Source organism: Sphingomonas sanxanigenens DSM 19645 = NX02, assembly GCF_000512205.2.
Taxonomy (GTDB): Bacteria; Pseudomonadota; Alphaproteobacteria; order Sphingomonadales; family Sphingomonadaceae; genus Sphingomonas_D; species Sphingomonas_D sanxanigenens.
The window spans coordinates 3,632,070-3,655,947 of sequence record NZ_CP006644.1; the positions used below are offsets into that span (position 1 = coordinate 3,632,070).

A 23,878-nucleotide genomic window follows, 5' to 3' on the forward strand; every position below is an offset into this window, starting at 1 on the left:
GCGAATGCCGCGGCAAACGGCGCGGCGGCCGGCCGTCCCTGAGCAACACTCCTTCGTCGAGCAGCTTCGCGCGACGATCGGCCGCGACCGGGTGCTGACCGGCGCGGCGCGCACCCGCCGCTACCGGATGGGTTTCCGTTTCGGCGAGGGCGCGGCGCTCGCGGTCGTGCGGCCGCGCAGCCTGGTCGAGATGTGGCGCGCGCTGCAGCTTTGCATCGCGCATGAGAAGATCGTGATCATGCAGGCGGCCAATACCGGCCTCACCGGCGGATCGACGCCTTCGGGCGACGATTATGACCGCGACGTGGTGATCATCAGCACAACCGCCATGTCGAAAATCCATGTGATCGACGAGGGTCGGCAGGTGATCTGCCTTGCCGGCGCGACGCTCTATGAACTCGAGGCCGCGCTGAAGCCTTATGGGCGCGAACCGCATTCGGTCATCGGTTCCTCCTGCATCGGCGCTTCGGTGCTGGGCGGAGTGTGCAACAACAGCGGCGGCGCGCTTGTCCGCCGCGGGCCGGCGTTCACCGAACTCGCGCTGTTTGCGCAACGCCAGGCGGATGGCGCGCTGCGGCTGGTCAATCATCTCGGCGTCGACCTGGGCGACGGCCCCGAGGACATGCTGGAGCGGCTCGATCGCGGTGCGTTCGGTGCGGTGGACATCATCGGCGACGCGGGCCGCGCCTCCGACCATGATTATGCCACGCGCGTGCGCGACATCGCCGCCGACACGCCGGCGCGGTTCAACGCCGATCCGCAATGCCTGTTCGAGGCTTCGGGCAGCGCGGGCAAGCTGGCGGTGTTCGCGGTGCGGCTGGATAGCTTCCCGAAGGATGAGGACAGCCGCGTCTTCTATATCGGCACCAATGATCCGGTCGAACTCGGCGATATCCGCCGGGCGATGCTGGAGCGGTTCGCCGAATTGCCGATCGCGGCCGAATATATGCACCGCGACTGCTTCGACATCGCCAACGAATATGGGAAAAGCACCTTCTTCGCGATCAACCTGCTCGGCACCGAGCGGCTGCCGATGCTTTACACGATCGGCGCGAAGCTGAGCGCGATCGCCAGCCGCATCGGCATCGGCGCGGACCGTCTGGGGCCGCGGCTCATCCACGGCCTCGCCCGGCTGCTGCCGCGGCATCTGCCCCGCCGGCTCACCGACTATCGCGACCGCTATGAGCATCATCTGATCCTGCGCATGGGCGGTGCCGGGATCGCCGAGGCCGAAGCCTATCTGGGCACGATATTCCCTTCGGCGCGTGGCGACTTCTTCACCTGCTCGCCTGCCGAGGGAGAGAAAGCCTTCCTCCACCGCTTCGCTGCGGCGGGCGCCGCGATCCAGTATCGCAAGGTCCACGCCGATGCCGTGGCGGGCATCATCGCGCTCGACATCGCCCTGCCGCGCAACAGCGTGAACTGGGTGGAAACATTACCGCCGGCGATCGCCGCCCAGATCGTCCACAGCCTCTATTACGGCCATTTTTTCTGTCACGTGTTCCATCAGGATTATGTGCTGAAGAAGGGCGCCGATGTGCACGCGCTTGAACAGGCGATGCTCGATCTGCTCGACGCGCGCGGCGCGGAATATCCGGCGGAGCATGGCGTGGGGCACCTCTATGAGGCAAAGCCGGCGCTGCGGGAATTCTACCGGGCGCTGGACCCGTGCAACAGCTTCAATCCCGGGATCGGGCACAGTTCGAAGCGTGCTCACTGGCACTGAGGCCACCGCCCCGAACCCGCCCCACCCATGGCTGCGAAGCTCAAACGCAATCGGTACGCAGAAAATCGCGGCCGTTTACGAAGTAGCGGTGCTCGATGCCAGTTCCCAGGCTCGGTCCGCCGATTAAGGGGGCCGCCGATTGAAGGTGCGGTTGGCTGCGGCCAGGAACAGTGAGAAATTAAGCATCAGCTTGAAGTTGAGCGGCCTGAAGGAGTTGATGGCGCTGCCGCCATCGGGGTTGACGGCGAAGCCGAACAGCATCGTTTTCAACCGGCTAGACGGCACGGGCAGAGGCCGAATCTTCCTTAAAAGGCCCCTGTGGCTGCGGCGGTCGGCGTCAGCGCGATGCCGATCGCCCGGTACGACGAGATGCCGTTGGAGGAGGCATTTGGCAAACGCCCGGCAGCCAAAATCCGGCAGGAGATCGTTTTCCAATCGATCGGTTGCCGTATCCCGCGGCTACGCGGCGTCGCGCGCCGCCTTCTCCGCCAGCAGATTGGCGCCGATGAGCCCCGATGGCTCGCGGCAGGCCGGCGGCACGATCCGCGCCGCCATGTCTTCCGCGCTCGTTGCGCCACCGAAATAGCCCGCGAGGCGTTCGGCGGTGCCGGCGTGGATCATCGGCAAGAGCGTTTCCTGCTTCATCACGCCGCCGCCCAGTACGATCCGCTCGGGCGCCATCATCAGGAACAGCGTCATGCAGAGCTGGGCGAGATAATCGGCCTCGACCGCGCGGAACGGATGATCGTCGGGCAGATCCTGCGCGGCATCGCCCCAGGCCGCGGCGATGGCGGGGCCGCTCGCCAGCCCTTCCAGACAATCGCCATGAAACGGGCAGATGCCCGCGAACCCGTCATGCAACGGGTGGCGCCGCGGCAGGATATGGCCCGCCTCGGGATGGCCGAGGCCGTGCACGGGATGCCCCTCGCTGACCAGCCCGACGCCGATGCCGGTGCCCACGGTGACATAGGCGAGCTGCTTCACGCCCGGCCCCGCCGCGGCGACCTCGGCGATCGCGGCGGCGTTGACGTCGGTTTCGATCGCGATCGGCACGTCGAGGATCGCGCGGGTGCGACCGAGCATGTCCGTCCCTTCCCAATGTGGCTTGGGGGTGGCGAGGATCTGCCCGAAGCGCGGCGAGGCGGGGTTGAGGTCCACCGGGCCGAAGCTGGCGATGCCGATGCCGCCGAGTGGCCCGTAGCGCGCCGCCTGCGCGAAGAATTCGCCGACTTCGGCAAAGGTGCTGTCGGGATCGCGGGTGCGGACCGTCGCCGTCTCGATCGAGCCGCCGCGCGCGTCGCCGATGCCGCACACGAACTTGGTGCCGCCCGCTTCGATGGCGCCGAACAGGGTCATGGTCGCTCTCCCGGGAGATTGTGTCGCACGTGCCGATGTTGGTCTGTCCGGACCGGCGCGCGCGGGCACGCCGCCGGTCCCGGATCAGCATCCTCGATCGCCGGCAACCTGTCCGATGCGGTCAAGGACCATGACGCCATAGCATGGTCTCTCGCAGACAGCGGTCAGTCGATCGACGATCGGAGCCACGCTCTCCAGCCGAGCGACTGCAGCGGCCGTCGGCGGCCGGGCTGAAACACGGAGCCGATCCAAGCGCAGACCGATTTCCCTGTGGATCCCCTTCCTTCTTTGGCTTGCATGTTCCCCACTATGGCACTTTACGCTCGATAAAGTGCCATGGCGGACACGATGCGCGTTGACGGCACGGTGCCTCGGTGGACCCGACGAAGTGGGCGAAGGCGCCGGAAGATAAGCCCTCTCTGGCCGAAGTGCAGGAGAGCGCCGTTGGCGCCGCCATCGGCCCATTCAGAGCCGATATGCCGCCTTGACCAGATTATAGGCGAGATCCTCCGCCACCGCGAACGCCTCGTCCTGGTCGATCCGGTGTTCGGCAACCAGCTTCGCGAGGAAACCGCAGTCGATGCGGCGGCTGAGGTCATGTCGTGCGGGGACCGAGAAGAAGGCGCGGGTGTCGTCGTTGAAGCCGACCGTGTTGTAGAAGCCGCCGGTTTCGGTCACTTGCTCGCGGAAGCGCTTCATGCCTTCGGGGCTGTCGTGGAACCACCAGGCTGGGCCGATCCGCAGCGCCGGATAATGACCCGCGAGCGGTGCGATCTCGCGCGAATAGGTGGTCTCGTCGAGCGTGAAGAGGATGATCGTCAGCGCCCGCTCGTTGCCAAAGGCGTTGAGCAGGGGCTTGAGCGCGCGGACATATTCGGTGGAGGATGGCCAGTCGTCGCCCTTCGCCTCGCCAAAGCTGTCGGTCACCGCCGGGTTCTGGCCACGCAGCGCGCCGGGGTGGATCTGCATCACCAGCCCGTCGTCGAGGCTCATCCGCGCCATCTCGGTCAGCATCTGGCCCCGGAAGCGCTCGGCGTCTGCGGCACTTGCCTGTCCGGCGGCGATGCGGCCGTAAAGCGCGGCGGCCTCTTCCTGCGGCAGATTTTCGGTATGCGCGGTCGGGTGGCCATGATCGGTCGACGTCGCGCCGCCCTGCTCGATGAAATAGCGGCGGCGGTTGCGCAGCGCGGCAAGATAACCGTCCCAGTTGCCCACATCCTCACCCGTGATCCGGCCCAGTTCGGGCAGATCCTCGGCGAAACGGGGATGTTCTGGATCGGTGACATTGTCCGGCCGGAAGGCGGTGACGACGCGACCGCCCCACCCGCTCGCCCGGATCGCGCGGTGGTGGCGGAGATCGTCGAGCGGGTTCTCGGTCGTCGCCAGCGCCTCGATGCGGAAGCGTTCGAACAGCGCGCGCGGCAGGAACTCGGGCCGCTTCAGCTGCGCGTCGATCTGGTCGTAGATGCGGTCGGCATTGGTCGGCGAGAGACGCTCGGTGACGCCCAATATGTCGTGGAAGGCATAATCGAGCCACATCCGGCTCGGCGTGCCGCGCAGCAGGTGGAAATTCTCGGCGAAGCGGCGCCAGATCCTGCGCGTATCGGTCTCCGTCCAGCCGCCGTCGATCCGCGGCACGCCCAGTTCCTCCAGCGGCACGCCCTGGCTGTAGAGCATCCGGAAGATGTAGTGATCGGGGATGATGAACAGGCTCGCCGGATCGGGAAAGGGCTGGTTCTCGGCGAACCAGGACGGATCGGTGTGCCCGTGCGGGCTGATGATCGGCAGATCCCGGACCGACCGGTAGAGCGCGCGCGCGATCGCGCGGGTTTCGGGGTCGGCAGGAAGCAGGCGATCGGGATGCGGCGCGAGCGGCGCTTCGGTGGTCATGTCGTTTCAGAATCCCTGGGAGGCGCCGCCGTCGACGGGCAGCAGGACACCGGTGATGAACTTGGCGGCGGGCGAGCAGAGGTAGACTGCGGCCAGCCCGATATCCTCGGGCTCGCCGAAGCGGTTCATCGGCGTGCGCTGGAGGATGCGGTTGGAGCGCGCCGGATCGCCGTCGAGCGCCTTGCGGAGCATCGGCGATTCGATCCAGCCGGGGGCGATGGCGTTGACGCGTACCCCCTGCCCCGCCACCTCGACCGACAGCGCGCGCACCATGCCGAGATAGGCGGATTTGGCCGCCGAGTAGGCGATCACCCCCGGCATGCCGATGATCGAGGTCATCGACGCGGTGAACAATATGCTGCCGTGCCCCGCCGTCAGCATGCCGGGCAGCACCGCGCGGGTCAGCGCGTGCGCGGCGAGGACATGCGTGTCGAGCATGGTCGAGAATTCCTCGACCTCGGTATCGACCGCGAGCTTCTTGAAGTTGATCCCGGCATTGTTGAGCAGGATCGAGACCTTGCCGGTCTTCGCGATGACCCGCTCGACCAGCGTCGGCAGCGTATCGAAGGCGGTGACGTCCGCGGTTTCCCAATGCGCGCCCGCGCCCAGTTCTTCGGCGGCGGCCTGCACCAGCGCGGCGCGTCGGCCGACCAGAACCACCTCGGCACCCGCGGCGTGCAGCGCCCGCGCCATGCCGAGGCCCAGCCCCGAACCGCCGCCGGTGATGAGGGCGACCTCGCCCTCCAGCCGGAATGCCTGCGTGGGATCAAGCGGCACTGCGGCACCCCCGCTCGAGATCCGGCGCGTCCTGATGCTTGTACATCACGAGATACTCCCTGTGGCCCAGTTCCTCGGGCTTGCTCGGCGTTCCCGACGCCACGTCGGCGACCATCGCGCCGAGTTCGTCGGCGCATCGATCCAATGTCATCTCGCCGGCGAGCACGCGGCCGGCGTCGAAATCCATGTCCTCGATCATGCGGGCATAGGTGCGGCTGTTGCCCGTCACCTTGATCAGCGGCGAGACCGGCGATCCGATCACGCTGCCGCGCCCGGTGACGAACAGCACGATCTGGCTGCCGCCGGAGATCAGGTCCATGATCCCCTCGGTGTCGTTGGGGTTGGTGTAGCCGAACTGCATGAAATGGGGATCGGGCACCGAATCCATGATCCACATGCCCGGCCAGGGCGGGGTTTCCCCCACCTTGATCACGCCCTGGATCGGGCGCGATCCGCTCTTGGCGAAGGCACCCATGCTCTTCTCCTCGATCGTCGTCAGTCCGCCGGCGAAATTGCCCGGCGACACCGAATATTGCCGGACGTCGCGACAATAATGCTCGGCCTTGTCATAGGCGGCCTTGAGTTCGGCGCGGGCACGATCGTCGACGGCGCGGGCGAGGATGATCTCCTCCAGCCCGATCATCTCGACGATCTCCTCGCAGATCGCCGAGCCGCCGGCGTCGACGACGCGATCGAACAGCCGTCCCACCACCGGATTGCCGACCAGCCCGCTCGTGCCGTCCGACCCGCCGCATTCGGCACCCAGTGTCAGGTCGGCGAAGCCCATCGGCACGCGCGGCGTCTCCGCATGGATCCGCGCGCGCAGGGCGCGGACGATCGCCTTGCCCCTGCTCGTCGATGAACGTGTGCCGCCGACCTCCTGAATGAAGAACGCGTCCGCAGGTCGCCCGCTTTTCTCCACCGCCTCGGCGATCCGCGCCGGCTGGGTATATTCGCAGCCCAGCCCCACCGAGAGCACCGCACCGACATTGGGGTGCCGGGCGAGCGACAGCACCAGCCGGATCGCATATTGATTGTCGTAGCAACCGGGAAAGCCGATCACCTGCACATCCTCTTCGCCCGCCGCGATGGCGTGGGCGACATGCGCCGCGCACTGGACGGTGTAGATCACCAGCACGAGGTTGCGCACGCCCTTGCGTCCGTCGGGCCGCAGCCAGCCCGTCCATTCCCGGTCGAACGGTTCAATCATAGGCCATGTCCTTGGCGGCCCCCGTCACCGCGTCGAACCCGCCCGAGCGCTCGTCGAAACCGCTTTTGCAGTTGTGGAGATGCACCCAACTGCCGGCGGCGATGGCGGTGCTGGCGCGACCGATCGGGATGCCGAACTTCACCACCGCATCGCCTGCGGCGACGGCGGCAAGCGCGATCTTGTGGCCATGCGCGATCGCCTCGAGCGCACTGATGGCCTCGCCTGCGTCACCCCGCAGCGCAACAGTGTCGCCGGCGGCGGCATCGTCGAGCATGGTCGCGACATTGTCGGCCGCATGGATGCGGAACGCGATCGTCACAGGATGCCATATTTCGCGAAGGCGGCGGTGCTCGACATGCCGCCTTCGATCTCCTTGCGGACGAGCTTTTCGCCGCGCACCTTTTCCAGGGAGCGCTCGACCACCTCGGCCTCATGCTGCCGCGGGATCACGATCACGCCGTCGAGATCGCCGAACACCAGATCGCCCGGCTGCACCGTCACCGGCCCCACCTCGATGCGGCAGCGATAATCGACCACCTTGGTCCGCACGCCCGAATCCTGCGCGAAGCGGCCGCGGCTGAACACCGGCCAATCCTGATCGAGCACCTGCGGCGTATCGCGGTGATAGCCGTTGACCACCGCGCCATTGGCGCCGCGCATCCGGGCCGTCGCGGTCAGGATCTCGCCCCAATAGGCACAGCGCATCGCGCCGCCGCTGGCGAGATAAATCTCGCCGGGCTCCATCTGGTCGAGTGCTTCGGTCAGCTTCCCGAAGGGCTCGGCCTGTTCGCCGTAGACGTCGATCATCAGCACCGGCATCGCGCGGCCGACCAGCTTCATCTCGGTGCGGATCGGCTGGATCGGCTGCGGCAGGAACTGGTGATAGCATCCCAGCGTGTCGAGAATGTCGCCCACGACGGGGGTGTAGAGTTCCGCCCGGAACAGGTCGAAAAGGTCGCGGTCGTTCATTGCGGCTCCATCATCATGGTCGGGTTCGAATGCGCGGCGGGCGGGCGCGGCCCGCGCAGGATGAGCGCCATCAGCAGCACCGCCAGCGGATAGGCGGTCGCGGCACCGATGAAGAGCAGCATGTAGTTGCCGCCGGTGGCATCGAGGATGCGCCCGATCGCCATCGCGACGAACATCCCCATCACCCCGGCGGCAAAGCCGCCGATGCCGATCACCGAGCTGACGGCGGTGGCGGGAACGGTGTCCGAGACGATCGTGTAGAGATTGGCGGACAACCCCTGATGCCCTGCGGCGGCGAGCGCGATCAGCAGCACCGCGGGCCACATCGACGCGGCGCCGGAAACGAGCGCGACGGGCACCGTGCAGGATGCCATGCACAGCATCGCCACGATGCGCGCGCGTAGCACGGGCATGCCGCCCCCGATCAGCCGCGACGAAATCCAGCCACCGGCGATGCTGCCGATGTCGGCGATCAGATAGATCGTCACCAGCGGCGCGATCGAGGCCATCATGTCGATGCCGAAGCGCTGATGGAGGAAACCGGGCACCCAGTTGAGGTAGAACCACCAGACCGGGCTGGTGAGCAGCATGCCCAGCGCATAGGCCCACGTGCCGCGGTAGCGGAACAGCGCGATCCAGCGCGGGCGCGCCACCGTGGCCGGCGTTTCCCCGGCACGGATATAGGCAAGCTCCTCGGCGGAGAGGCGCTTCTGGCGTTCGGGCCGTTCGTAGAAGCGCAGCCAGGCGGCCAGCCAGAGCAGCCCCAGCGCGCCGGCGATCAGGAAGGCGACGCGCCAGCCGAAGGCGGCGACGATGAAGGGCAGGCTGATCGGGGTGACGATGGCGCCGACATTGCTCCCCGCGTTGAACAGCCCGGTCGCCAGCGCGCGTTCGCGCGGCGGAAACCATTCGCGCACGGCCTTGATCGACGCCGGAAAATTGCCGCCCTCGCTCAAGCCCAGCGCGCCGCGCGCGATCTTGAACCCGATCACGCTCGCCATCAGCCCGTGCAGCGCTGCGCTGATGCTCCACCCCGCCACCGCGATGGTCAGCCCGCGCCGCACGCCGATCCAATCCATCAGCCGTCCGCCGAACAGATAGCCACAGGCATAAAGCAGCGAAAAGACCGCGACGATGTCGCCATAGTCGGTCTCCGACCAGCCGAGCTCACCATCGAGTACGGGCTTGAGCAATCCGAATATCTGGCGATCCATGTAACAGATCGTCGTGGACGCGAAGAGCAATCCGCAGACCAGCCAGCGATAGCGCCCGGCCGGTACTGCAGAACTGATTGCGCTCGCCGAAGGCTGAACCGAGATCATTTCCCCTCGCTTCCACATCGATCCGTCTGCCGCGGATGTTAGATCCTGTAAGACAGGTTACTATCAGTACCGCGAGCCACGGCGCAAGTGGCTTTTTGTTGCTGCGGCCAACGCGGCTTGCCCGCCGGCGCGTATCGTCGTTAGACCAGCGTCGCGAAAGGAGACGCGGGTGGAAGAAGGCGGCATCGAAGCTGGCGGGAAGGCTGCCGGCCTGGTCGAGCAGGTCATCGACTATCTGCGTGACCATGTCGCGAGCGAGCAATTGCGCCCTGGCGCGCGCCTGCCGAGCGAGACCACCATCAGCGTCACGCTGGGGGTCAGCCGCCCCGTCGTGCGCGAAGCAATGCGCACTTTGGCGGCGACGGGGCTGGTCGAGCTCGCGGTCGGCAAGCGCGCGACGATCGTGCCGGTCGATGGCGAGATGCTGTCGCGGGTGCTGGGCAATGCGGTGTTGATCGGCCAGGCCGAAACGCAGGACATTCTGGAGATGCGGCGCGGCATCGAGATCGCGATGGTCGCGCTCGCGGCCGAGCGGCGCAGCGATACGGATGTCGTCGAACTGCGCGCGATCGTGGACGAGATGGCGGACTGCCTTGCCGACGGCCCGCGCTATTCGCACCTCGATCTCCAGCTCCACAAGACGCTGGCACGCGCAACCGCCAATCCGCTCTACCCGCTGCTCATCGAGGCGCTCCGCCAGCTCATCGAGGCGTCGATGCTCGCCGGCATCGAGCGTTGGGCGGCCACGCCCGAACTGAAGCATGTTCAGGATCTGCATGAAGCGATCGTGCGCGAGGTCGGCGCGCGCAATCCCTCCGGCGCGGCATCGGCGATGGCGCAGCATTTCGACGACGCGCTGGCCGCTATCCTGGCACCGAGGTTGGGCAGGGCAGAAACATAGCGCTTGCCCTGCTTTTGTCGGCCTCTTATCCTGTAATACAGGTTTAGAGGAGAATGATGTGCGCGTCGAGACGTTCGAGACCTGGATCTGCCGTCGTCCCAAGGGGCTGTTCGACGAGGAGCGCGAAGGTGCCGCGCCGATGCCGTGGAGCTATGGCGTCGGTCGCATCACCACGTCGGACGGGATCGAGGGGATCGCAACCTTCTGGGCAGCGCGATCGGGTGCCGTGACCGACGCCTATCTCGCCGATGTGATCGCACCCGTCATCCTCGGGCGCAGCATCCATGATCGCGAGAAGATCTGGCACGATTTCTGGAACATCGACCGCCACGGCGCCTTCTTCCCGGTCTTCCTGCCGGGGCCCATCGACGTCGCGTTGTGGGACGCGGCGGCGCGCACCGCGGGGCTGCCGCTGCACCGCTATCTGGGCAGCTATCGCACCAGCCAGCCGGTCTATGCCAGCAGCCTCTGGCTGCCTGCCGTCGACGATTATGTGCGCGAGGCGCTGCACTACAAGGAGCGCGGCTTCAAGGCGTACAAGGTCCACCCCTGCGGCCCGAGCCGGATCGACATGGAGATCCATGCCGCAGTGCGCGCGGCGGTCGGGCCGGAGATGGTGCTGATGACCGATCCTGTTGCCGAATATACGCTGCCCGAAGCGATCCGGGTCGCGCGCCATCTCGAGGAACTGGATTATTACTGGTTCGAGGAACCGTTCCGCGATTATGAGCTGGACAAATACGCCAAGCTCGCCGCCGCGGTCGATATCCCGATCGTCGGCACGGAAACGACACGGGGCGGCCCGTGGGGCGTGGCACAGGCGATCAAGGCCGACGCGCTGGACATGGTCCGCGCCGACGTGTCGTGGAAGGGCGGGATCACCGGCACGCTCAAGGTCTGCCACCTTGCCGAGGCGCATGGCATCAATTGCGAACTGCACACCACGACGATGGGACCGATGGACGTCGCCAACCTCCACGTCGCCTGCGCGGTCCGCAACTCGGAATATTTCGAACTGTTCGTGCCGGAAGACAGCTTCCAGATCCCGATGAAACAGAGCCTGCGCGATCTGATGGACGCGGACGGCAACATTCATGTGCCCGAAGGCCCCGGGCTCGGCATCGATATCGACTGGGATCTGGTCGATGCGAACTGCGTCTCGCACCGGCGCTTCAGCGCCTGATCTCCGCTCGCCCCCGATGCGCGCTTTCTGTCGCATGTTCTCGCACCGAGACGGGCATGCTCTCGGCGTCTGGCAGCATCGGAGTAGCCTATAACAGATCCGACGGCCCATCGGGACCAGAGCGCTGACCGGGCGCCGCGCCCATCGACAAGAGCCATTCGCTGAAGAATCCCGCTCCACGATGCCGGAAAAGCCGACGAGCGGCATCGGCTCGGCGGGTATTGGCCGCCTTCCATCGGTCACGCCATGTTCGCGCAATCTTCATCGGCTGTGTTGGGACATGCAAGGTCGTCGGGCGCAAAGCGAGCCATTCGAATCGCTGCCGGACCATCAAACCGATTTGGAAGCGATCAATAGATATGATGCAGCATATATTCTCGAGTAAACGTGCCGCCCTGTTGCCCGCAGGCGTTGTCGCCCTGATGAGCTTGAGCTTTGCGGGATGCGCGGCAAACGCGGCGAGCAAGGGTGAGAAGCGTCGGGAGGACGCGCGCACCTGCGAAAGCTTCGGCGCGCAATACGGCACGCCTGCCTACACCGATTGCATGCTCGATCAGCAGCGCCGGCGCGATACCAAGAAACTCGAATCGCTCGAAGAGACCCGCATGCTGTCCCAACTCGCCAAAGACGGGCAGATCATGGCGGAGCGGGCCCGCTTGCAGCGCTGCGCGCGCGATCCTGACCGGCGTGAGTGCGGGCGGAGATAGCCGATCGTGTCCCGGGTGGTGGTGTAGCTCGTCGGTAGCGAAGCTGACCGGCTGCGCGCTTGCGAACAGCGCTGTAGCAGCCGGTCAGCTTTGCGGGTGGCCATCGGTGATCTTCGGATAGGTTTGGGTTGCGACACTCGAACCGCGCCGATGCTGAGCAGATGCCCGCCATCGCCGCTGCGGATGGTGCGTCTCGATCGGCCCGCGCCGTTCACTTCGCCTCGGGCAGCGGCACTTCCTCATGCGCCGGCTTGTAGATGCGGCCGTCCTGAAGCATCAGCCGGCCGTTGACGAAGGCGGTGCGCACCTTGCGCAGCGCCGCCAGATCCTCGTCGGGATTGCCATCCACGACGATGATGTCGGCCAGCTTTCCAGCCTCGATCGTGCCGAGCCGGTCGCCCATCCGCAGGATCTCGGCGCCGGTACGCGTCGCCGCGACCAGAGCTTCGGCCTTGGTGAAGCCGAGCTCGGTGAAGCTCTGCAGTTCGTTGATATAGGCACCGGGCATGAAATCCGGCCAGTTGACGATCAGGTCGAGCCCGATCCCCATCTTCACCCCCGCGCGGCGCATCTTGCGCGCCATCGCCATGATCGTCGCCTCGTTGAGCTCGAAGCGACGCGAGGTAGAGCCGAAATAGCCGCCCGACGTGCGCGAGATGAGGCGATAGGGAATGAGCGTGGGTACCGAGGCGATGCCGCGCTTGACCATCAATGCCACCGCGGTGTCGCTGCGCGGCAGCGGATGCTCGATCGAATCCACCCCCGCCTTGATTGCCATGTCGATATATTGGGTCTCCGCATCCACCGTTACCGGAAGGCCCAGTGAATGCGCCTCGTCCACCGCGGCGGTGACCTCTTCCTGCGAATATTCGCTGGCCAGCTTGATCAGGTCGGCGCCCTGCGCGAACTGGATGCGCACCGCCTCCCGCCATGCATCGGGGCCGTGGACGGTGCGCGCCATCGCATTGGGATTGTTGTCGTTGGCCAGCGCCGCGGCATGGCCACCGGTCTGGGTGATCAACTGCCCGGCCGCGAAGATGCGTGGCCCCTGGATCTCACCCGTCGCCTGCAGCCGCTTGAGCAGGAACGGCCCGTCGCCATGCGAGGCGACGTCGCGCACACTGGTGACGCCGGATTGCAGGTGGATCGCCATGCGGCGCAGCCCGCGCATCGCCGATTCCGCGCCGCTGGTGTCGCCCTTGGAGAACAGGCTGGTGAGGTCGCCGAGGTCGAGATAGGTCAGATGCGTGTGCAGGTCGATCAGCCCCGGCATCACCGTCTTGCCGGTGACGTCATAAACGGTGGCGTCCTGCGGCCAGTTGCGCTCGCCAGGCTTGAGCACCGCGACGATGATCTTGCCCTGCACCACCACCGTCGCTGGCCGTGCCGGCGCGCCGGTGCCGTCGAACAACCGCCCGCCCACCAGCACGAACGCGCCCTTCGGCGCGTTATGATCCGCCGGCACGGGAATGCGCAGCACATCGTCCGAGGTCGGCACCGATTGCGGCAGCCAGGCATCACGCTTGTGCAGCGGCCGCGCCTCGGGTCCGCCATCCTGCGCGAGCGCCGGTGTCGCCACCAGCGCGGTGGCGAGCAGCAGCCGGGATATCCGTGCGATCATCTGTTCCTTCCCCTCTGTTCGGTTATCGTGGCGTCAGCCCGCCTTGCGAACGGCGATCCACTGGTCGACGCGGCGCTCCAGCAGGTCGAGCGGCATCTGTCCCTGCCCCAGGATCGTGTCGTGAAAGCCCCGGATGTCGAAGCGATCGCCCAGCACCGCCTCCGCTTTGCGGCGTAGCGCGAGAATGCGGATCATGCCGATCTTGTAGCCGGTCGCCTGCCCCGGCATCACGATATAGCGCTGCACTTCGGAGCGGATCTGGTTCGCCGCCGCCGGCGAATTCTCGGTGAAATAGGCAACCGCCTCTTCCTCGGTCCAGCCCTTGGCGTGCAGGCCTGTATCGACGACGAGGCGGATCGCCCGCCAGATCTCGGTCGTCAGCCGCCCGAAGTCAGAATAGGGATCCTTGTACGCGCCCACTTCCTTGCCGAACCGCTCGGTATAGAGCCCCCACCCTTCCTGAAACGCATTTATGTAGAGGAACCGACGGAAATTCGGGATATCGGTGAGTTCCTGCGCGATCGCGAAGTTCATGTGGTGGCCGGGCAGCGCCTCATGATAGGCGATCACCTCGAGCTGCGGGATCGGCATCGCCCGCATGTCCGCCAGATGCGCGTAGAACACGCCCGGACGAGATCCATCGGGCGACGACATCAGATAATGCTGCGCGCCGCCCGGCACCTCGCGATAGGATTCGACCCGCTTCACCACGACGTCCGCCTTGGGCAGGATGCCGAAATAGTCGGGCAGCTTCGTCTTCATGAAGGCGATGTGCGCGGTTGCCGCGTCGATATAGGCCTGCCGGCCCGCATCCGTGTTCGGATAATAGAAGCGATCGTCTTCGCGCATGAAGGTGAAGAATTGCTGCAGCGTACCGGTGAAGCCGACCTTCTGCTTGATCGCCTCCATCTCCCCCCTGATGCGCTTGACCTCGTCGAGCCCGATCTGGTGCACCTGATCCGCGGTCAGATCGGTGGTGGTCGAACTCGCCAGCATCATCGCATAATAAGCTTGGCCGTTCGGGTTCTTGCCGACGCCGGTGGCGACGGCATCCGCCTTGGGCAGTTCGGATTCGAACCAGGCGATGAGTGCCTCATAGGCGGGCTGCCAGCTTTCGGTCAGCGCCTTGGCGGCGGCGGTGCGATAGGCGTCCGCCTTCGCGCCATCGATCTTGCCGGCCTTGACCAGCCCGTCGATCTTGGTCTCGACATCCGTCCAGACCGCGCTCTTGCCCTCGGTGGTGAACGGCGCGCCGGTGATGAGCGCCCGCGCCTGCGGGATCATCGCCGCATAGGCGAAGCGCGGCACGCGCGATCCCGCCGCGGCGTTGCGCTTCGCGATCTCCAGCAATTGCAGTTCGGCGCGCGCGATCCCGCCGATCCGCGCGATATAGGCATCGATGTCGGCCGGCTCGTCGACCTTGTGGATCGACATGAGAAATTGCGGCAGCCGCGTGTGCGACCCGAACAGTTGGTCGAACAAATAGACGTTGCGGCGAAACTTCGCCGCCGCCGCGGCCTCCTCATATTGATAGATCCACAGATCGTAGGAGAGTTGCGCATCGACCGGCAGCACCGCGCGATCGAAGCCGGCCTTGAGCTGCTCCACCGACCGGCGTTGCCAATCGAGCTGCCGGTCCGCGGCCTCCTCGCTCAGATCGTCGATCTTGTCATAGTCGGTCTTGTCGCCCTGATAGGAACGGGAAATCGGGCTGAAAGCGAGCTGCTCCCGGTATCTGGCATCGAACCAGGCATTGATCCGCGCCCGTTCCGCGTCCTGAGACGGCGCGGCGGGGGCCGCCAGCGCGGTCGGCAAGGCCATCGACGCGGCGGCCGCCCCGACCCCGACGAACATCGCTTCTCTTCTGTTCATGCGTAAATCTTCCTTGAGGTTGGAGCGATCGAGGCCATCCGAACGCGATGCGCTATCCTCACCCCCGCGCCGCCGGCTCCGAAAGCCGGGCCGACGCGGAGGCAGGTGTCAGTTTGCGAGCAGGCCCGCGGCGAGACAGTCGGTGATCGCCTCGTCGATGATGGCTACGCCCTTGTCGAGTTCCGCGTGCGAGATGGTCAGCGGCGGCGCCATCCGCATCACGCCGCCCATGCCGGGAAGCTGGACTATGTTGATGTTGAGCCCCAGTTCGAAGCAGCGCCGCGAGACGGCTGCACCGAATCTGACGGCCGGCGCCTTGGTCACGCGGTCCTTGACGAACTCGATCCCCGCGAACAGCCCGCGGCCGCGCACGTCGCCGATGCATTCGTGCCGTTCCTGCAGTTCCAGCAGGCCGCGGTTGAGATGCGCGCCCTTTTCCGCCGCGCGGCTCGTCATCTGGTCGCGCAGGATGATCTCGATCGCCTTCAGGCCGATCCGTGCCGGGAAGGGATCGGAGACGTGGGTGGTGTAGAACAGGAAATTGCGATCGTGGCAGAATTGCTCGATCTCGGGCGAGGTGATCGTCGCCGCGAGCGGCAGGCCGGCCCCCAGCGTCTTCGACAAGGTCATGATGTCGGGCGTGATCCCGTGATGCTCGCACGCGAACATCCTGCCGGTACGGCCGAGACCGGTCTGCGCCTCGTCGGCGATCAGCAGCATGCCGCGTTCCCGGCATTTCTCGTGCAGGCGGATGAGATAGCCCGGCGGCGGCTCGATCATGCCACCCGAACTCAGGATCGGTTCGACGATGACCGCGGCAAGCGCGCCGACGCTCTGGCGATCGATCAACGCGAACGCGTAGTCGAGCATGTCGAGTTCGAATGTGTCGCCCGCCCAGTCCGGCCGGCGGTAGACGTAGGGCGTGGGCAGCGCCATCACGCCCGGAATCGGTGGCCCATAGCCGCGGCGCTTGGCCGAGAAGGTGGTCGGGAAGGCAGCGCCGGTCATGCCGTGCCAGGCGAGGTCGAACGCCAGGATCTCGTAACCGCCGGTATAAAGCTTGGCGAGCCGGATCGCCGCCTCGTTCGATTCCGCGCCGGTACTGAGCAGAATCGCCTTGCTGAGCTTCGGCCCGAGCAGGTCCGCCAGCACCTCGGCCAATTGCACGACCGACCGGGTGAGGAGGCCCGAGAAGAGGTGCACGGGCTCGCTCGCCGCCGCCTTCATCGTCGCGACGATCTCGGGATGATTGTGACCGAGGATCGCGCTCATCTGGCCGGAGGTGAAGTCCAGCATCGCGCGACCGCGCTCGTCATAGACATAGCTGCCTGCCACGCGCTCGATCAGACAAGGCAGGAAGGGTGCGCCGTAGCGGATCAGATTGCGCGACAAATCCTCGACGGAGAAACGGGCACCATCAGAAAAACTATTGGCGGTCAGGGAATCGAACTTGCCGTCGCCTTGCATCGGAATATGCTCTCCAAGCCAACTCTTGGGACATTAGAGGAGCAGAGGATGGCGAGGCGCAACGGAGTAATCTTCAGGCTGAGGCAGATATCTTCTCATGCAAAGAGAACTTCCCAACCTCGATTGGCTCCGGGTGTTCGCGGCGACGGCGACCACTGAGAGCTTCGCCCTGGCCGCGCTCGAATTGCGGGTCACTCCCGGTGCGGTCAGCCAACGGATCAAGGCGCTCGAGGCGTTTCTCGGCGTCAGCCTGTTTCAGCGCCATGCGCGGGGCGTGAGCCTGACGGAGGCGGGCAAGCGCTATGCACAGCGCGTGCTCCTGCCACTCGAACAGCTCACCGTGGCGACGCGCGAGGTAATCTCCGCTGAAACCGTCAAGTCGGTGCGCGTCACCATCTTGCCCGCGCTCGCGCAGCTCTGGCTCGGTCCACGCATGGACGATTTCCACCGCCGGCATGCCAGCGCAACGGTGGAAATCTGGGCGGACGCCACCGTTATCGATCTGCGCACCTCCAATTTCGATGTCGCGATCCGCTATGGCAAGCCGCCCTTCTTCGGCTGCGACCATGTCGAGATCCTTACCGACGAGCTCGTGCCGGTCGCCGCGCCGTCGCTGATCGAGACCGCCGAACTGAACCCCGATGGCCTGCCCGAAGGCGTGCCGCTGATGCTCGATACATATTGGCCGAGTGACTTCGACGACTGGCTGCGCCACACTGGTTGCGCGCGCCCCGCCAGCATCATGACGCAGACCTTCTCGCTCTATTCGATGAGCGTGGAAGCCACGCTCAACGGCCGCGGCTTCATGATCGGCCACACCTCATTACTCTCTGATCTGATCGCGCAGGGCAAGCTGCAGCCGCTATCTCCCCAACGGGCGCCAGCCAGCAACCAATTCTACATGCTTAGCAAATCCGGGCTCGACGTGTCGGAGACGACCATGTCGTTCATGGACTGGGTTTCAATCCAGGCGGGGCAGACGCTGGAACGAATGGCACGGCTATTCTAAGTGAACCGCCCCGGGTTTGCCGGAGGCCCTAACTCCTGAGAGGAAGGGTCTACGATGAGCAAGACGACGAACAAGTTTGCACCGGAGGTTCGCGAGCGGGCAGTCCGCATGGTGCTGGACCACGAAGCCGACCATCCGTCCCGCTGGGCGGCGATCACATCCATTGCAGAGAAGATCGGCTGTTCGGGGCACACGCTGCTGGAATGGGTAAAGAAGACCGAGGTGAACAGCGGCAAGCGCGCCGGCGTTCCCACCGAGTTGGCTGACCGCCTCAAGGCGCTGGAGCGCGAGAACCGTGAGCTGCGCCAGGCCAACGAGATCCTGCGCAAGGCTTCCGCATATTTTGCCCAGGCGGAGCTCGACCGCCCGTTCAAGCGATGACCGCCTTCATTGACGACCATCGTGACGAGTATGGGGTCGAGCCGATCTGCCGGGTTCTGCCGATCGCCCCATCCCCGGCACTGGCCCGCGTCGGCAACTTCGCCGCATTTCTCGAACAGCCATTCGACGACGCCATCAGCTACGCCGCGCTTCGCAAGGCAGAGACTGTCGGTCGTCCCATTGGGTCACCGGAATGGCTCGACGACATGGAGGCGAGAACCGGGCTGCAACTCAAACCCAGGAAACGAGGTCCGAAGCCGAAGGCCGTATAGCGCAGCGCTGTCTTTCAGCGCAGTTCGGCAGGGGTGCGCGGGAATGATCACAGGATGAACCGATGAAGCCCTCCGCTTCTGACCCGCGGTCACTCAGCGCCACGGTTACAGAGCGGACGGATCAGGCCATATCCGTCCACGCTCCGCCGGGGAGGACATCTCTATCTCCCGACGCGGCGCACCCGCCAAACCGAATGCAGCGCTCGACCAAAGGCTGGCCGGCGGTGACGCGGCCGCGGCCGCCACCGACGGCATCATCGCCGACCTCGAAAAGCGTCCCTCGGCCGCCTTCTACCGCAGTCTGAGCGCGCAAGGCGGCAGCCTTGCATCGATCGACGCGGCCGACCATCCTCGCAGCGAAGCCAGCAATCCACGAAAAAAGCCGGGAAGTTCGTCACTTCCCGGCTTGATTTCTCGTGGTGGGCGCGGCTGGGATTGAACCAGCGACCCCTGCGGTGTGAACACAGTGCTCTACCACTGAGCTACGCGCCCTCACCACGACATGTATCCGAAGGTTCTCCGGAAACAGGAAGGCGGCGCATAAGCTGCTGCCGCCGGTCTGTCTACCCCTTCTTTTAACGGGGCATGCCGCCGGGCGAACCGGCAGCGGAAAGGATCAGTTGACCAGATCCTTCAGGCCCTTGCCGGCCTTGAACTTCGGCTGGCTGGACGCCTTGATCGTCATCGTCTCGCCCGTACGCGGATTGCGGCCGGTGGAGGCCTTGCGTTTGGAAACCGAGAAGGTGCCGAATCCCACGAGACGAACCTCGTCGCCCTTCTTCAGCGCGCTGCCGATCGATTCGAAAACCGCTTCGACAGCCTTGCTCGCGTCACTCTTGCTGAGACCCGACACGTCAGCGACCGCGCCGATGAGCTCTTGCTTGTTCATGCCCCGTGAACCCCTTTGAATGAACGACCTTATTCAGGAATCAGGCTTCAAGCCGGCGCGCAGTAAGGAGGCTGAACGCCGGCCTGTAAAGGATAAAGCGGCCCGAAATGACCAAAATGCGTCAGTTCGAAGACGTGTGCCGCGCAACCGCAATCAATGCTTCACCGCATCTCCATCGGTCGGTGCCGGGGCGATTCCGGCGGGCGGCAGCGCCGCCAGTTCATCGGCCTCGGTCCACACGATCGGATCGAGCGGTTGGGTCAGCGCGAGGCGCAAAACCTCGTCGACATGCTTCACCGGTACGATCTTCAGACCCTCGCGGATGTTCGCGGGGATTTCCACCAGATCCTTCTCGTTCTCGATCGGGATCAGCACGGTCTCGATGCCGCCGCGCAGCGCCGCGAGCAGCTTTTCCTTCAGACCGCCGATCGGCAGCACGCGACCGCGCAGCGTCACCTCGCCCGTCATCGCCACCTCGCGCCGCACCGGGATGCCGGTGAGCGTGGAGATTATCGACGTGACGATGCCGATGCCGGCCGAAGGGCCGTCCTTGGGCACCGCGCCCTCGGGCAGATGGATGTGGATATCCTTGCGGCCGAACACGCTGGGCTTGACGCCATAGCTGGGGCTGCGCGCCTTCACGAAGGAATAGGCGGCCTGCACCGACTCCTTCATTACGTCGCCCAGCTTGCCGGTCGTCGAGACGCCGCCCTTGCCGGGCACCGTCACCGACTCGATCGTCAGCAGCTCGCCGCCCACCTCGGTCCAGGCCAGGCCGGTGACGGCACCGATCTGATGCTCCTCCTCGCCCAGGCCGTGACGGAACTTACGGATGCCGGCGAACTCGGAGAGATTGTCCGGCGTCACCGTCACGCTCTCCGCCTTGCCCTCGAGAATGCGGCGCAGCGCCTTGCGGGCCAGCTTCGCGATCTCGCGCTCCAGCGTGCGAACGCCGGCCTCGCGGGTGTAGAACTGGATGAGCGCGCGCAGACCCTCGTCGGTCAGGATGAACTCGCTATCCTTCAGGCCGTGCGCCTCTACCTGCTTCGGCAGCAGGTGTCGCTTGGCGATCTCGACCTTCTCATCCTCGGTATAGCCCTCGAGCCGGATGATCTCCATGCGGTCGAGCAGCGGCTGCGGCAGGTTCAGCGAGTTCGCTGTGGTCACGAACATCACGTCCGACAGGTCGTAATCGACCTCCAGATAATGATCCTGGAACTTGCTGTTCTGTTCCGGGTCGAGCACCTCGAGCAGCGCCGATGCCGGATCGCCGCGGAAATCCTGGCCGAGCTTGTCGATCTCGTCGAGCAGGAACAGCGGATTGCTGGTGCCGGCCTTCTTGAGGTTCGACACGATCTTGCCCGGCAGCGAGCCGATATAGGTCCGCCTGTGGCCGCGGATCTCGGCCTCGTCGCGGACGCCGCCCAGCGACTGGCGCACGAACTCGCGCCCGCACGCCTTGGCGATCGAGCGGCCGAGCGAGGTCTTGCCGACGCCCGGAGGGCCGACGAGGCACAGGATCGGCCCCTTGAGCTTGTTGGTGCGCGCCTGCACCGCGAGATATTCGACGATCCGGTCCTTGACCTTGTCGAGCGCGTAATGATCCTCGTTGAGGATCGCCTCGGCAGCCGGAATGTCCTTCTTCAGCTTGGACTTCTTGCCCCAGGGGAGGCCCAGCAGCACATCCAGATAGTTGCGCACCACCGTCGCCTCGGCGGACATCGGCGCCATCGTCTTGAGCTTCTTGAGCTCGGCGGTGGCCTTGGCCTGCGCTTCCTTGCTGAGCTTGAGCTTGGCGATCTTCGCGGTGAGCTCGGCGATCTCGTCGCCCTCGCCTTCCTCGCCCTCATTGCCCAGCTCGCGCTGGATCGCCTTGAGCTGCTCGTTGAGATAATATTCGCGCTGCGTCTTCTCCATCTGGCGCTTGACGCGGCTGCGGATCTTCTTCTCGACCTGGAGCACGCCCAGTTCGCCTTCCATGAAGGCGAACACCATCTCCAGACGGCGCGCCGGATCGCGCTCGATCAGCAGCGCCTGCTTGTCGCTGACCTTGATCGAGAGATTGGCGGCCACCGCATCGGCGAGCCGCGCGGCGCTGTCGATCTCGCCGAGCTGCCCCGCGGTCTCGGCGGGCAGCTTCTTGTTCAGCTTGGCGTAATTCTCGAACTGGTCGATCACCGAGCGCATCAGCGCCGACGCCTCGGCGCCATGCGCTTCCTGCTCGTCGATGATGGCGACGCTGCCGTTCAAATGCTCGCCGGCGCCATCCAGCGCCTCGAGCGTGGCACGCTGGCGCCCTTCGACGAGCACGCGCACGGTGCCGTCCGGCAACTTCAGAAGCTGCAGTACGGTGGCGATCACGCCCATATCGTACAGGTCTTCGCGGCCAGGATCGTCTTCCGACGGATCGAGCTGCGCGACCAGGAAGATCTCCTTGTTCGCCGTCATCGCGCTCTCGAGCGCGGCGACGGATTTGTCGCGACCGACGAACAACGGGACGATCATCTGCGGAAACACGACGATGTCGCGCAACGGCAGAACAGGAAAACTCTGGGTCATCTGCACTCCGAACGGGCACCCCGGAAGGCGGCGCCCCACGCACCTTATATGGTGTGGCGGTGCAATCCATCAATTCCTGCTTAAAATACCTGCATAGCGATGCATCCATTTGTGATCCGTCCCCGCCCAACGGCGTCGCGAAAACGAACCGTATCCGTAACGACAAGCCGGTTGACGCCTTTTGCCAGCGCGCCACACTGCGCAAAGGGGAGAAGGATGCCGACAGGCGCGGGCGCAACGCCGCAGGCATCCGCCGCGGCGAAGGGGGAATGCGGCGATGGCGCAGCGGGTTTCATTCGAAGACGGGGTAGAGCCGGGGCTGTGGAACCCCGATCTCGCGCCCACCGGCGCGGCCGAGCGCACCTGGCGCTGGTATCATTTCGCGGCGCTCTGGATCGGCATGATCGTCGCGGTGCCGAGTTGGATGCTGGCCGCAGGCCTGATCGAACAGGGCATGTCCGCCGCACAGGCGGCGCTCACCGTGCTGCTCGGCAATGTCGTGATCCTCGTGCCGCTGCTGCTGATCGGCCACGCCGGCGCGCGCTATGGGGTTCCCTACGCGGTGCTCGCGCGGGCCTCTTTCGGGACGCGCGGCGCGCGGCTGCCGGCACTGGCCCGCGCGCTCGTCGCCTGCGGCTGGTACGGCATCCAGACCTGGATCGGCGGAGAGGCGCTGCTGACCCTGCTCGGCATCTTCGTCGGCGCCGACCTGAAGGGGGCGCCGCTGGCCTTCCTCGATATCGGCATCGGCCAACTGCTCGCCTTCCTCGCCTTCTGGGCACTGCAACTCGTCTTCGTCACCAAGGGGCTGACGACGATCCGGCGGCTGGAGACCTGGACGGCACCGTTCAAGATCCTGATCTGCGGCGCGCTGGTCTGGTGGGCGGTGGATGCCGCGGGCGGCCTCGGCCCGATCTTCGCAGCGCCATCGCAATTCGCGGCGGGCGGCCCGCGGGCCGGCCAGTTCTGGATGGTGTTCTGGCCATCGCTTACCGCGATGATCGGCTTCTGGGGCACGCTGGCGCTCAACATCCCGGACTTCACCCGCTTCGCACGCACCCAGCGCGACCAGATGATCGGCCAGGCGCTCGGACTGCCGCCGACGATGGGGTTGATCGCGCTCGCCAGCGTCATCACCACCTCGGCCACCGTCGTCATCTATGGCAGCGCGGTGTGGGATCCGGTGGAATTGTCGGGACGGCTTGCCGGGCCGTTCGTGCTGCTGGGGCTGATCGTGATCAGCATCGACACGATCTCGTGCAACATCGCCGCCAACCTGGTCTGTTCGGCCTATGATTTCTCGTCGCTGGCGCCGGCGCGCATCTCCTACCGGCTCGGCGGCTTCATCACCGCGGCGATCGGCGTGCTGATCATGCCCTGGAAGCTGCTGGCGACGACCGGCGGCTACATCTTCGTCTGGCTGACCGGCTATGGTGCGTTGCTCGGGCCGATCGCCGGCATCCTCATCGCCGACTATTGGCTGGTCCGGCGCGGAGCGCTGGTGGTCGACGACCTTTATCGCGGCACCGGCCGCTACGCCTATCGCGGCGGCTGGAACCCGGCGGCGGTCATCGCCTTCGCGCTCGGCGTGCTGCCGAACCTGCCAGGCTTCCTCGCCACCGCGATGCCGGGCAGCTTCGGCTGGATCGGCGGCGGGTGGACGGCGATCTATGCCTATGCCTGGTTTACCGGGCTGCTGCTGGCGATGCTGAGCTATACCGCGATGATGCGACGCGCCGGCTGAGCCGCGGCAGGGGCATGGTGCTC

General features: G+C 65.7%; 19 protein-coding genes, 1 tRNA gene, 1 pseudogene and 1 other annotated feature. Of the genes and pseudogenes, 7 read left to right on the forward strand and 14 right to left on the reverse strand.

The window, feature by feature from the left end:
- Positions 1-4: 4 nt before the first annotated feature.
- Positions 5-1,726, forward strand: coding sequence for a D-lactate dehydrogenase (gene dld, locus NX02_RS16565; RefSeq protein WP_025293321.1), 1,722 nt, complete (start codon positions 5-7; stop codon positions 1,724-1,726).
- A gap of 123 nt (positions 1,727-1,849) precedes the next feature.
- Here dld and NX02_RS33005 read toward each other — a convergent pair whose 3' ends face one another.
- From NX02_RS33005 to NX02_RS16600, 8 genes are all read right to left on the reverse strand, one after another.
- Positions 1,850-2,161, reverse strand: coding sequence for a hypothetical protein (locus NX02_RS33005; protein ID WP_162232689.1), 312 nt, complete (start codon positions 2,159-2,161; stop codon positions 1,850-1,852).
- Between the two features lie 24 nt (positions 2,162-2,185).
- A complete protein-coding gene (locus NX02_RS16570) occupies positions 2,186-3,082 on the reverse strand; it encodes an ROK family protein (RefSeq protein ID WP_039996645.1) in 897 nt (298 codons plus the stop codon).
- A 465-nt stretch (positions 3,083-3,547) separates the two neighbouring features.
- The gene (uxaC, locus tag NX02_RS16575; RefSeq protein WP_025293323.1) at positions 3,548-4,972 is read right to left on the reverse strand and encodes a glucuronate isomerase; all 1,425 of its coding nucleotides are present in this window, start codon (positions 4,970-4,972) and stop codon (positions 3,548-3,550) included.
- Between the two features lie 6 nt (positions 4,973-4,978).
- The gene (locus NX02_RS16580) at positions 4,979-5,749 is read right to left on the reverse strand and encodes an SDR family NAD(P)-dependent oxidoreductase (protein ID WP_025293324.1); all 771 of its coding nucleotides are present in this window, start codon (positions 5,747-5,749) and stop codon (positions 4,979-4,981) included.
- On the reverse strand, positions 5,739-6,959 hold the full coding sequence (locus NX02_RS16585) for a UxaA family hydrolase (RefSeq protein WP_211258222.1): 1,221 nt from the start codon (positions 6,957-6,959) through the stop codon (positions 5,739-5,741). Before NX02_RS16585 ends, NX02_RS16580 begins: the two co-directional genes overlap by 11 nt.
- The gene (locus NX02_RS16590) at positions 6,952-7,278 is read right to left on the reverse strand and encodes a UxaA family hydrolase (RefSeq protein ID WP_025293326.1); all 327 of its coding nucleotides are present in this window, start codon (positions 7,276-7,278) and stop codon (positions 6,952-6,954) included. Before NX02_RS16590 ends, NX02_RS16585 begins: the two co-directional genes overlap by 8 nt.
- Positions 7,275-7,928 carry an RraA family protein gene (locus NX02_RS16595; protein WP_025293327.1) on the reverse strand — a complete coding sequence of 218 codons (654 nt, stop codon included), beginning with the start codon at positions 7,926-7,928 and terminating at the stop codon, positions 7,275-7,277. The genes NX02_RS16590 and NX02_RS16595 overlap by 4 nt, the downstream gene beginning before the upstream one ends.
- On the reverse strand, positions 7,925-9,268 hold the full coding sequence (locus tag NX02_RS16600; protein ID WP_342671260.1) for an MFS transporter: 1,344 nt from the start codon (positions 9,266-9,268) through the stop codon (positions 7,925-7,927). Before NX02_RS16600 ends, NX02_RS16595 begins: the two co-directional genes overlap by 4 nt.
- Before the next feature lie 151 nt (positions 9,269-9,419).
- On the opposite strand from NX02_RS16600, the gene NX02_RS16605 reads away from it, so the two are divergent.
- The 3 genes from NX02_RS16605 (at position 9,420) to NX02_RS16615 (ending at position 12,041) form a co-directional block, all read left to right on the forward strand.
- Positions 9,420-10,151 carry a FadR/GntR family transcriptional regulator gene (locus NX02_RS16605; protein WP_025293329.1) on the forward strand — a complete coding sequence of 244 codons (732 nt, stop codon included), beginning with the start codon at positions 9,420-9,422 and terminating at the stop codon, positions 10,149-10,151.
- Positions 10,152-10,209: 58 nt separating this feature from the next.
- The gene (locus NX02_RS16610; RefSeq protein WP_025293330.1) at positions 10,210-11,334 is read left to right on the forward strand and encodes an enolase C-terminal domain-like protein; all 1,125 of its coding nucleotides are present in this window, start codon (positions 10,210-10,212) and stop codon (positions 11,332-11,334) included.
- A gap of 422 nt (positions 11,335-11,756) precedes the next feature.
- Entirely contained in the window at positions 11,757-12,041 is a 285-nt protein-coding gene (locus NX02_RS16615) for a hypothetical protein (RefSeq protein ID WP_211258223.1), read from the forward strand.
- Between the two features lie 211 nt (positions 12,042-12,252).
- Here NX02_RS16615 and NX02_RS16620 read toward each other — a convergent pair whose 3' ends face one another.
- The 3 genes from NX02_RS16620 to NX02_RS16630 form a co-directional block, all read right to left on the reverse strand.
- Complete coding sequence (locus tag NX02_RS16620) at positions 12,253-13,662, reverse strand: amidohydrolase family protein (protein WP_025293332.1); 1,410 nt, start codon at positions 13,660-13,662, stop codon at positions 12,253-12,255.
- A gap of 33 nt (positions 13,663-13,695) precedes the next feature.
- Positions 13,696-15,534 (reverse strand): DUF885 domain-containing protein, encoded by a 1,839-nt coding sequence (locus tag NX02_RS16625; RefSeq protein ID WP_084717853.1) that lies wholly within the window; start codon positions 15,532-15,534, stop codon positions 13,696-13,698.
- Between the two features lie 108 nt (positions 15,535-15,642).
- Entirely contained in the window at positions 15,643-17,001 is a 1,359-nt protein-coding gene (locus NX02_RS16630) for an aspartate aminotransferase family protein (RefSeq protein ID WP_025293334.1), read from the reverse strand.
- A 97-nt stretch (positions 17,002-17,098) separates the two neighbouring features.
- Here NX02_RS16630 and NX02_RS16635 point away from each other — a divergent pair, with 97 nt between their 5' ends.
- Both NX02_RS16635 and NX02_RS16640 read left to right on the forward strand, forming a co-directional pair.
- On the forward strand, positions 17,099-18,010 hold the full coding sequence (locus NX02_RS16635) for a LysR substrate-binding domain-containing protein (protein WP_047099803.1): 912 nt from the start codon (positions 17,099-17,101) through the stop codon (positions 18,008-18,010).
- Positions 18,011-18,064: 54 nt separating this feature from the next.
- Positions 18,065-18,465 (forward strand): annotated as a pseudogene (locus NX02_RS16640) (transposase); the annotation flags it as partial.
- Positions 18,346-18,462: a sequence feature (AL1L pseudoknot), on the forward strand. (Overlaps the previous pseudogene by 117 nt.)
- Positions 18,466-19,080: 615 nt before the next feature.
- Here NX02_RS16640 and NX02_RS16650 read toward each other — a convergent pair.
- The 3 genes from NX02_RS16650 to lon form a co-directional block, all read right to left on the reverse strand.
- A tRNA-Val gene (locus NX02_RS16650) sits at positions 19,081-19,155 on the reverse strand.
- Between the two features lie 124 nt (positions 19,156-19,279).
- Positions 19,280-19,552: an HU family DNA-binding protein gene (locus NX02_RS16655; RefSeq protein ID WP_025293339.1), complete on the reverse strand. Its 273-nt coding sequence runs from the start codon at positions 19,550-19,552 to the stop codon at positions 19,280-19,282.
- Between the two features lie 153 nt (positions 19,553-19,705).
- Entirely contained in the window at positions 19,706-22,111 is a 2,406-nt protein-coding gene (lon, locus tag NX02_RS16660) for an endopeptidase La (protein WP_025293340.1), read from the reverse strand.
- A 277-nt stretch (positions 22,112-22,388) separates the two neighbouring features.
- Between lon and NX02_RS16665 the strand changes: the two genes are divergently transcribed.
- The gene (locus NX02_RS16665; RefSeq protein WP_025293341.1) at positions 22,389-23,855 is read left to right on the forward strand and encodes an NCS1 family nucleobase:cation symporter-1; all 1,467 of its coding nucleotides are present in this window, start codon (positions 22,389-22,391) and stop codon (positions 23,853-23,855) included.
- The last annotated feature ends 23 nt before the right edge of the window (positions 23,856-23,878 follow it).

Coding starts and splice junctions, on each gene's coding strand:
- NX02_RS16635 (WP_047099803.1), top strand. CDS start 17,099: ATGCAAAGAGAACTTCCCAACCTCGATTGGCTCCGGGTGTTCGCGGCG.
- NX02_RS16595 (WP_025293327.1), bottom strand. CDS start 7,928: ATGAACGACCGCGACCTTTTCGACCTGTTCCGGGCGGAACTCTACACC.
- uxaC (WP_025293323.1), bottom strand. CDS start 4,972: ATGACCACCGAAGCGCCGCTCGCGCCGCATCCCGATCGCCTGCTTCCT.
- NX02_RS16625 (WP_084717853.1), bottom strand. CDS start 15,534: ATGAACAGAAGAGAAGCGATGTTCGTCGGGGTCGGGGCGGCCGCCGCG.
- NX02_RS16570 (WP_039996645.1), bottom strand. CDS start 3,082: ATGACCCTGTTCGGCGCCATCGAAGCGGGCGGCACCAAGTTCGTGTGC.
- NX02_RS16655 (WP_025293339.1), bottom strand. CDS start 19,552: ATGAACAAGCAAGAGCTCATCGGCGCGGTCGCTGACGTGTCGGGTCTC.
- NX02_RS16665 (WP_025293341.1), top strand. CDS start 22,389: ATGGCGCAGCGGGTTTCATTCGAAGACGGGGTAGAGCCGGGGCTGTGG.
- NX02_RS16600 (WP_342671260.1), bottom strand. CDS start 9,268: ATGTGGAAGCGAGGGGAAATGATCTCGGTTCAGCCTTCGGCGAGCGCA.
- NX02_RS16615 (WP_211258223.1), top strand. CDS start 11,757: ATGAGCTTGAGCTTTGCGGGATGCGCGGCAAACGCGGCGAGCAAGGGT.
- NX02_RS16585 (WP_211258222.1), bottom strand. CDS start 6,959: ATGATTGAACCGTTCGACCGGGAATGGACGGGCTGGCTGCGGCCCGAC.
- NX02_RS16620 (WP_025293332.1), bottom strand. CDS start 13,662: ATGATCGCACGGATATCCCGGCTGCTGCTCGCCACCGCGCTGGTGGCG.
- NX02_RS16630 (WP_025293334.1), bottom strand. CDS start 17,001: ATGCAAGGCGACGGCAAGTTCGATTCCCTGACCGCCAATAGTTTTTCT.
- lon (WP_025293340.1), bottom strand. CDS start 22,111: ATGACCCAGAGTTTTCCTGTTCTGCCGTTGCGCGACATCGTCGTGTTT.
- dld (WP_025293321.1), top strand. CDS start 5: ATGCCGCGGCAAACGGCGCGGCGGCCGGCCGTCCCTGAGCAACACTCC.